This is a genomic window from Flavobacterium sp., from assembly GCF_029242675.1.
Lineage (GTDB): Bacteria > Bacteroidota > Bacteroidia > Flavobacteriales > Flavobacteriaceae > Flavobacterium.
Genome location: NZ_JAQWTM010000106.1, coordinates 1 through 10,250, shown reverse-complemented (window position 1 = coordinate 10,250; position 10,250 = coordinate 1). Strand labels below are relative to the sequence as shown.

Annotated in this window: 6 protein-coding genes; 5 read left to right on the top strand and 1 reads right to left on the bottom strand. The window is 35.1% G+C overall.

Annotated elements, in window-relative coordinates; all coding sequences use genetic code 11:
* From P8M54_RS04275 to P8M54_RS04255, 5 genes are all read left to right on the top strand, one after another.
* The coding region (locus P8M54_RS04275; RefSeq protein ID WP_300285566.1) for a 3'-5' exonuclease at positions 1-1,951 on the top strand (1,951 nt) is incomplete at its 5' end.
* A gap of 134 nt (positions 1,952-2,085) precedes the next feature.
* Entirely contained in the window at positions 2,086-3,279 is a 1,194-nt protein-coding gene (gene kbl, locus P8M54_RS04270; RefSeq protein ID WP_300285565.1) for a glycine C-acetyltransferase, read from the top strand.
* Between the two features lie 133 nt (positions 3,280-3,412).
* Positions 3,413-4,813, top strand: coding sequence for an OmpA family protein (locus P8M54_RS04265; RefSeq protein ID WP_300285563.1), 1,401 nt, complete (start codon positions 3,413-3,415; stop codon positions 4,811-4,813).
* A gap of 64 nt (positions 4,814-4,877) precedes the next feature.
* On the top strand, positions 4,878-7,643 hold the full coding sequence (locus P8M54_RS04260) for a PD-(D/E)XK nuclease family protein (RefSeq protein ID WP_300285561.1): 2,766 nt from the start codon (positions 4,878-4,880) through the stop codon (positions 7,641-7,643).
* Between the two features lie 380 nt (positions 7,644-8,023).
* Positions 8,024-8,695 carry an ATP-binding cassette domain-containing protein gene (locus P8M54_RS04255; protein WP_300285559.1) on the top strand — a complete coding sequence of 224 codons (672 nt, stop codon included), beginning with the start codon at positions 8,024-8,026 and terminating at the stop codon, positions 8,693-8,695.
* Here P8M54_RS04255 and P8M54_RS04250 read toward each other — a convergent pair.
* On the bottom strand, positions 8,692-9,474 hold the full coding sequence (locus P8M54_RS04250) for an alpha/beta hydrolase (RefSeq protein ID WP_300285558.1): 783 nt from the start codon (positions 9,472-9,474) through the stop codon (positions 8,692-8,694). The two genes, P8M54_RS04255 and P8M54_RS04250, sit on opposite strands and share 4 nt — an antisense overlap.
* Between the last annotated feature and the right edge of the window lie 776 nt (positions 9,475-10,250).

Here is a 10,250-nt window from a genome sequence, read left to right as displayed (position 1 = left end):
ACTTGCGGGACAAGATGTATATGGCGAAAAAGGAACTTTAATGATTGTAGGTGATCCCAAACAATCCATTTATCGTTGGCGCGGAGGGAAAGCGGAGCAGTTTATTGACTTAAGCAAAGAGGCGAATCCATTTAGCAATCCTGATAAAAAACTAGAGCACCTGGATAAAAACTACCGCTCGTATTCACAAATCATTGATTTTAATAACGAATTTTTCAAACTGCTTTCGGCCGAATTTAAGCATCCTGATTACAAGGATTTGTATGGAAATCATAGCCATCAAAAAGCGAATAGTAAAATAGGTGGCTATGTCAATATTTCATTTATTCCAAAAGTTGATACCGTCGAAGATAATGATGAAGCGTTAGACAAAACAGAATTATATGTTTTAACTACATTAACCACTATAAAAAAAGTCTTGTCAAAAGGTTTTGAGTACAAAGACATCGTGATTTTGACCCGTAAAAGGGATCAAGGAGTAGCTATAGCTAATTATTTGACTGAGCAAAACATACCGCTTTTGTCTTCCGAGACTTTGATGATTCAAAACGCAACTGAAGTTCGTTTGATCATTCACCTTTTGAAATACCTTAAAAACAACTCCGACTTGGAGGCAAAAGCCTACTTCCTGCATTATATCGGGGAACATGTTCAGGATCGATTAGCTGTCCATGATTTCATCGCACAAGGAATGGAATATAAAAATGAAGCCGATTTTGAACATTGGTTAATGAGTTTTGATATTTCACTTTCTTTTCAAAACATTAGAAAAAAATCACTCTATGAGGCAGTAGAAATTGTGATTGCTAAGTTTTTATCTCCCAAACTTGCCAAAGGCGGCGGAGCTTATGTACAGTACTTCCTAGATATTGTATTGGAACGCGATGTGCGCAACCAAGCTGGAATCGCTGATTTCTTAAATTTTTGGGATAAGAATTCTAGTAAATTTAGTATTCCGTCTCCCGAAGGAAATAACGCAGTACGTATCATGACTATTCATAAATCAAAAGGTTTGGAATTTCCAGTTGTCATCATGCCTTTTGCCGAGGAAGATTATAGTAGGAAACCAAAAGATAAATTATGGTTAGCTGGAGAGGGAATGGATTTTGGATTACCGAAAGTGCTAATCGATAATAGTATTGCTGTTGAAGGATTTGGTAAAGAAGCTAAAGCCGTTTTTGATTTAAAAAAGCAAGAAGAATTACTCGATAATATCAATGTTTTATATGTAGCATTAACACGGGCAGAGGAGCAGTTGTACGTTATTTCAAATATGAATTTAACTAGCAAAGGAGAGGTGAAAACGAATGACATGTCTACTTTCTTTATCAATTATTTAGACAGTAAAGATGGTTTTGATCCAGAGCAATTGGAATATGAATTTGGAAGTAATATAAAATTATCCAAAGGCTCAAAACATATTGATACTTCAAAAAAGATAGAGCAAGTGGCAGAAACATTGAATCCTAAGAATATAAAAATCGCCCAACGCGAAGCTTTGATGTGGGGAACGCATCAGCAGGAATCTATTGAATATGGTAATGTGGTACACGAAATTTTATCTTTTGTGAAAACAAAAGACGATTTAGCGCTAGCTGTCGAGAAAGCGATAGAAAATGGCTTAATTAATGTGGGACAGAAAGAATTGGTTCGCCAAACGATTTTGGATATTGTGAATCATAAGGAGTTAGAAATATGCTTCGTGCCGGGGAATATTGTATTGAACGAGCAAACCATCATTCAAAAAGAAGGAAACACCATCAAGCCAGATAGAATGGTTGTGAACCAAGCTAAGGAGGTTTATTTATTAGACTATAAGACAGGAGCGCATAATGCAAAATATCAAAAGCAATTGGAGAATTACCAACATGCGATTGAACTTATGGGTTACAAAGTCGTAAAAAAAGCACTGATTTACATCGGAAAAGAAATCGATGTAGTAAATTTGTAGCGCAAAAATGAATTATTCGTAAAAGCTTACCCTTACTAAAAGAGAGTTTAGTACGATACGAATACTCGAATTATTGAGGTCATTCGATAAACGGTGGCCTTAAGAAAAACTTTAAACAAAATACACGATAAGTTATGTACGGAAAATTAAAAGAGCATTTGCAAAAAGAATTGCAAACGATAGAAGATAACGGAATCTTTAAAAAGGAAAGAATCATCACCTCTGCTCAAGATGCGGAGATTACCATTTCGACTGGTGAAAAAGTTCTGAATTTTTGTGCCAACAATTACTTAGGATTGTCGTCACATCCAGAAGTTGTTCAGGCTGCAAAAGACGCTATGGACACGCACGGTTTCGGAATGTCGTCGGTACGTTTTATTTGTGGGACACAAGATATTCACAAAATATTAGAAAGAAAAATTTCTGAATTCTACGGAACTGAAGATACGATTTTATACGCTGCTGCTTTTGATGCAAACGGAGGAGTTTTTGAACCCTTGTTTGGTGAGGAGGATGCTATTATTTCAGATAGTTTAAATCATGCATCTATTATTGATGGAGTTCGCTTGTGTAAGGCAGCTCGTTATCGTTACGCCAATAATGATATGGCCGACTTAGAGCAGCAGTTGATCAAAGCGAATGAAGCGGGAAGTCGTTTTAAAATAATTGTTACTGACGGTGTTTTCTCTATGGACGGTATAGTAGCCTCTTTAGATAAAATTTGTGATTTAGCTGATAAGTACGATGCGATGGTTATGGTTGATGAATGCCACGCGGCAGGATTTATTGGGGCTACAGGTAAAGGTACGCTAGAAGCAAAAGGCGTAATGGGTAGAGTTGATATAATTACAGGAACACTTGGTAAGGCTTTAGGTGGAGCTATGGGAGGATATACTACCGCTAAGAAAGAAGTAATAGAATTATTACGCCAGCGTTCAAGACCGTATTTATTTTCAAATTCTCTAGCGCCAGCAATCGTTGGAGCCTCTATTAAGGTGTTTGAGTTGTTAGAGAAAGACACTACATTAAGAGATCAATTAGAATGGAATACAAACTATTTCAAGGCGGGCATGAAAAAAGCAGGATTTGATATCGTTGATGGTGACTCTGCAATAGTTCCTGTAATGCTTTATGATGCTAAATTATCACAAACTATGGCCGATGAGTTACTAAAAAAAGGTATTTATGTAATCGGATTCTTTTTTCCTGTTGTTCCAAAAGATAAAGCAAGAATAAGAGTACAGCTAAGTGCAGCGCATACAAAAGAGCAGTTAGACCATGCTATTGCTGCGTTCGTTGCAGTTGGTACAGACTTAAAAGTTATATAATTTTGTTTCGAAATTATAAAATTGCCATTTTTAGCTCACATTTTGTTTTTTTTTTAACATTCTATTTTGTAGTTAAAGATTTACGCATTACTTTTGCTAATAATTAACTAAATTGTAATTAAAATTTTTAAGTATGAAACATCTTAACAAACTCTTAGTTGCTGTAATGATAGTGATGGGATTAACATCTCACGCACAAGACAGTAACAACCCATGGGCTCTTGCTTTTGGAGTAAACGCAGTAGATACTAGAACAAGTGCTGGCCAAGAAGGCTTCCACCATTTTGATCAAATGTACAATGTAAAAGACAATTGGAATATCCTTCCATCTGTTTCTTATCTTAAAGTATCTAAATTTGTTGGAAGTAATTTTTCTGTATCTTTACAGGGATCTGTTAACAAAATGGATAAATTTGTAGTGGATGTTAAGCCTGTTTTGGTTACTAACCCAGGTGATTTGATGTATTACGGAATTGATGGAGCTGTTAGATATAGTTTTGCTAATCTAATCAAATCAAAAGTAATTGATCCAAGTGTGAACTTAGGTGGAGGTTACACTTTTCTAGGAAAATCAAGTTATGGTACTGTTAATGGAGGTGTAGGTCTTACATTTTGGTTGTCAGAAAATGTTGGTTTAGAATTTGGAACTACTTATAAAAAATCTTTTGGAGATAGAATGTCAACAGTCGGTTTCCCAATTTCACCTTCTTACTTCCAACACACTGCTGGTATTGTTTTCAAATTTGGAGGTAAAGATACTGATGGAGACGGAATCTATGACAAAGATGACGCTTGTCCAGAAGTTGCTGGTTTAGCTCAATTCAACGGTTGTCCTGATACTGATGGAGATGGAATCCAAGATAGTGAAGATGCTTGTCCAGATATCGCTGGTTTAGCTTCATTAAAAGGGTGTCCTGATTCAGATGGTGATGGAATTGCAGATAAAGATGATGCTTGTCCAGATGTTGCTGGTTTAGCAGCATTGAAAGGTTGTCCAGATGCTGATGGAGATGGAGTAGCTGATAAAGATGACAAATGCCCTACAGTTGCAGGTCCTAAAGATAATGCAGGTTGTCCTTGGCCAGATACTGATAAAGATGGTGTTTATGACAAAGACGATATGTGTCCGACAGTTGCAGGTCCAGCAAGTAACAAAGGTTGTCCTGAAGTAACTGCTGAGGCAATGGACGAGTTAAACATGCAAGCTAGATTCATCTACTTCAACAGTGGAAAATCAACTTTCAAAGAAAAAGATGTTCCACAAAGATTAGATGCAATGGCAGAAGTTCTTAAAAATTATCCTAACTCTAACTTCTTAATTGAAGGTCACACAGATTCTGATGGAAGTAATGAATACAACCAAGGTCTTTCTGATGATAGAGCTGCTGCAGTAAAAGAAGCTTTAGTACAAAGAGGAATCAACTCAAGCAAAATTAGTACGGTTGGATTTGGAGAAACTACTCCAGTATCTACTAACAAAACTGCTGCTGGTAAAGCATTAAATAGAAGAACTGAAGTGAAATTAGTGAAATAATTTGATTCAAAATATTTTAAGAAAACGCCTCGATTTATCGGGGCGTTTTTTTTATTTTTATGAAATGATAAATAATTCGTTTCTAGAAAAAATTGCACAGATTTTAATTCAAGATTACTCTGATACATTATCGGATACTATTGTAGTCTTACCCAATAAGAGAGCTAAGATATTCTTAATCGCAGCTTTAAAGAAACAAGTGAGTGCTAATATACTTTCTCCGGAAATTATTAGTATTGAAGATTTTATTCAAGATATTGCTGCTATTCGTACTGTCGATCCTATAGAGTTGTTATTTGAATTCTATGAAGTGTACCTGTCAGTCACTGAAAAATCTAACCAACAATCCTTCGAGTTATTTGCTAATTGGGCAAAAATGCTCTTGCAAGATTTTAACGAAATCGATCGCTACCTATTAGACCCTAATTATGTGTTGTCCTACTTAAAGGATATTGAGGATATCAAAAAGTGGGGAATCGAAGTAGAGAATAAAACACAACTGCTCGAAAACTACATTGATTTCTGGAAATTACTACCTAATTATTATCAATCGCTGTATGCGCATCTTCTAAAAAAGGGGATTGGGTACCAAGGACTAATTTACCGTCAGGCAGTCGACAATCTCATTCCTTATTCAAAAACAATTACAGATAAAAAATATGTATTTGCAGGCTTCAATGCCTTAAATGCTTCCGAAGAGAAAATAATTCAACATCTCATTGCTTCCGATCAAGCCAAAATATATTGGGACGCTGATCAAACTTTCTTAAACGATCCGTATCATGATGCGGGACTGTTTTTAAGACGTTTTAAGGCGAATTGGAAACATTATAAGTCCAACCCCTTTGAATGGATCGCGAATGATTTTGCTGAAGCGAAGAATATTCAAGTTATTGGTACGCCGAAAACTATTGGTCAAGCTAAAATTACTGGAACCATAATTGAAAAAATAATTAGCGATAATCCAGGAACTTCTTTGGATAAAGTGGCGGTTGTTCTGGGTGAGGAAAATGTTCTCGTTCCATTATTATATTCCTTACCATCTACGGTAGGTGCTTTAAATATCACCATGGGTTATTCGAGCAAGAACAATCCTGCACAAATATTGATTGCCAAACTGTTTAAAATGCATACTAACGCTTTGTCTCGAAACGAAAAAAGTTATGTGTTTTATTACAAAGATGTATTGGATATTTTAGCGCATCCATTAGTAGAGCCGTATGCTAAAACGTCTGGATTAGTAAACACAATCAATCAAAATAATTATACCTTTATTACGCATCAAAAGGTACTTGATCTACATCAGGAACCAACAGAATTATTCTCCTTGCTGTTTACTAAATGGAACAATGGTTCTATGGCTGTATTACAAATGGTTTCTAATTTATTATTAACGATCAAAAATAATTTGAGCAACGATAATGAAGAGGAGAAAATAACCAAAGCGTTCGTATTTGCTATTTTTAAAGTAATTAATAAGCTGATTAATTATTATTCGCAACATGAACACATAGATAAAATTGACACACTCTACGCCATATACAAACAGGTAATTGATCTAGCCGAAGTTTCTTTTGAGGGTGAACCACTAAATGGCTTACAAATTATGGGAGTGTTAGAGAGTCGTGTTCTTGATTTTGACACGGTTATTGTTACCTCCATGAATGAAGGGAAGTTTCCAGCGGGAAAATCTCAGAATTCCTTTATTCCATATGATGTGAAACGCGAGTTAGGATTACCAACTTTCAAAGAAAAAGATGCTATTTATACCTATCACTTTTATCATTTATTGCAGCGGGCTAAAAATATTTATTTACTTTACAATACTGAAAGTGATGGACTAGATGCTGGTGAGAAAAGTAGGTTTATAACGCAGTTAGAAGTAGAAAAACAGCCCAATCACAATTTATCGCATGAGATCTATAATGCCGTTTTGCCTGAGACGGCTTACAAGCCTATGGTTATCGAAAAATCGGATAGTGTGATGGACCGCTTGAAAGAGATTGCTACTGTAGGTTTTTCACCATCTGCACTGACAAGTTATATTCGGAATCCAATTCAGTTTTATTTTCAAAAAATTCTACGTATCCGCGAAGTCGAAGAAGTCGAAGAGAATATAGCGTTGAATACTTTGGGAACCATTATCCATGAAACATTAAAAGTATTGTATGAACCGTTTATTGGAAAGTTTATTTCTGAGGCGGCTATCGAAAATTGTTTTAAATTAATTGATGCCGAGGTTCTCAAGCAGTTTAAAGTAGTTTACAAAGAGGGAGAGATTAAAAAAGGACGCAACCTCCTAGCTTTTGAAGTGGCTAAACGGAATGTTTCTAACTTCCTGAAAGTAGAACTAGAAAGCATCAAGGCAGGCGATGCAATCAAGATCATCGCTTTAGAACAAACATTTCAAAGAACGTTAACCCATCCTAGTTTACCTTTTCCGGTATTGATAAAAGGAAATGTGGATCGAATTGAAGAACGAAATGGTACAATTCGAATTATAGATTACAAAACAGGAAAAGTTGAAAAAGCGAGTGTAACCCTGAAAACGTGGAAGGGACTTACGGAGGAGATTAAAAACGATAAAATTATTCAGGTTTTAGCCTATGCTTTTATGTATGAGAATGAAGTTAATGGAAAGCCAATTGAGGCGGGAATTATCTCGTTTAAGAATTTAAAGTCGGGATTTTTACCTTTTAATTTTAAAGAGGAAAAAGACAGTGAATTTATTATCAACGATGCAATAATGAATAATTATCTCGAGCAAATTGTATTGTTACTTCAAGAGATTTTAGATCAGAACATTCCTTTTGAGGAAAAAGTAGTTTAGTTTTTTAGTGCTAAATCTGTTCGGTTTTAATTAACAGATTTTTAGCACATTACTGATGAGTTTTTATTTTCTTTACATAAAAGAATAGATATCAGAAAAGCACTAAATATATTCGAATTTTTCAAAAGCACCTTAGTTATTAATTTAGCTTTTTGTGTTTTACCTGTTCTTTTTTTAGGTTTTTTTGCGTTTAAGTACACGTTTTTGACTGTGGGTTTTACAGTAAGTTTGTTAGCAAAAGAATTCAAGGCTAAAAACGAATATTTGTTTTATTACAAGAACAGTATTTCTAAATTGGAGCTGTGGTTGTATGCTTGGTGTTTCAATTTCGTAGCTCTGGTTTTTGTCAGTCTTCTATTTAATTTCATTATCAAGCTATTTTGAAAAAACATATCCTTGAAATCGATAGTGTACAAAAAAGTTTTGATACGAAGTCAATTCTTTCTGATGTGTATCTAAAATGCGAAACGGCTGACATCATTGGTTTGCTAGGTCGAAATGGATCTGGAAAATCAACCTTGCTTAAAATTATTTTCGGAATTGAAGCCGCTGATTTTAAGTTTGTTCGTCTTGATGGTATAGTGAAAACTAGCACCAAAGATTTATTTCAAGAGATAAGTTACCTCTCCCAAGAAAGTTTTATTCCGAATCATTTTACCGTTACTAAAGCTATTTCGCTCTCAATAGCTAAAAATAAACTCGACGAATTTTATCAAGATGAGTTCATTCAGACTTTAAAGGATAAAAAAGTAAGTCATTTGTCTGGAGGAGAATCGCGCTACCTTGAGATAAAATTAATTCTCTGCAATGCGGCTAATTTTGTACTATTAGACGAGCCTTACAATGGTTTGTCGCCATTAATGATCGAACAAGTGAATCATCTAATTAGAACGCACTCTAATGAAAAAGGAATTGTAATTACGGATCATAATTACGAAAATGTTATTGCAATTTCAACCCAATTAGTATTGCTAAAGGAAGGAAAAGTGCATCACCTAAAGAGCAAAGACGAACTAATTGAAAAAGGCTATTTACGAGAAGGGTTTTATTAAATCTTTTTTAAAAACTGTAATAAAACGGTTGTAAGTTCTTCTTGATTTTCGATATGTGACATGTGTCCATCAGGGAAAGTAACTAAAGCTACATCCGTATTTACAATTTGCTTTTTAGTATCCTCGTATTCTAAAACAGGATCTTTTTGCCCTAATATTAGTAATTTAGGATAGGGAGTTAAGTGCAGTAAAACCTCTCGATCTAACCTTATTTTCATTCCTTCTAGTGAGGCAACGATGGCTTGAAGTGGCGTTTTTAGCGCTTCGGTTTTTACATTTTCAATTTCAACGCGTAGTCTTTCGCGGTTGTTGTCACTGAATAAATTAGCAATTGCTAAACTTACAAAGCCTTTGTAATTTTGTTTCACCGCTTTAATCGCGCGGTCTCGATTTGTTTTTCTTTCCTCGCTGTCGGCATTTGCAGTGGAGTTTAATAAAACTAAACCTTTTACAAAATCAGGGTACAATTCGGCAAAAGCCAAGGCTACATAACCACCCATCGAGTGTCCTATAAAAGCTGCTTTTCTAATTCGCAATTCCGCTAAAACCGCATGCACTGCATCGGCATTATCCTCCATGGAATGCACATAACCCAAGGATTCCGTTGCACCATGACCCAATAAGTCAATTGTGATGACTCTGTTTTTTTTAGAAAAAGGAGCGATGTACTGTTCCCACATTTTTTGATTTTCCAAAAAACCATGGAGCAGCACAACTGCAGTTCCTTTGCCAGTATCAGCGTATGCGATGCTTGTATTTTTAAATTGTGTCGTTTTCAAAGCCAAATTTTAGACTACAAAAATAGGATTATTTATTTTTTAAGGAGCAGACTAATGCGGTATTGTTGATGATTCCTCCCGCTTTCCGCTATATCTTTTATGTTTTGAAAAAAATCATAAAAGGATGCCGCTGCAATCGGGGCTAGTTTAGACGTTAATTGCTTGGAAGAGGCTTGATGCTATAGAATCAATATTGTTGAATTTTCAGATAGTATGAACTACCATAATTTGATAGAATGACAAAGTTGCTAGTTTTATTGTATTACTAGGTTATTCAGAGACAAAGGAATTGTCTTTTCTTATTAAAGTGCACCACCCTTATTTGTCATTCTGACGAAGGAAGAATCTCTACAATGATTGTTAAGTATTTTCAGAATGAGCATTATACCTATTTGTCATTCTGACGAAGGAAGAATCTATACAATTATTGTTAAGTGTTTGAATAATAAGTATTTTGAATTGTGTGAATAACGGACTGTTTTTAGCGTGTTGTTGTGATCGTGTTGATTAGATTCTTCCTTCGTCAGAATGACAAAATGTATGATTAGTGTGGAAGTTTTATTTTGATCTTAGAAGTCGATTGCTAAAACCTTAAACGATCCTAACCACATAGTAGCTGAGTAACATGTTAAGATTCTTTCTTCGTCAGAATGACAAAGTTGCTAGTTTTATTGTATTGTTTTACTAGGTTACTCAGAATAACAAAGGAACTGTCTTTCCTAATTAAAGTGCACCACCCTTATTTGTCATTCTGACGAAGGAAGAATCTCTACAAT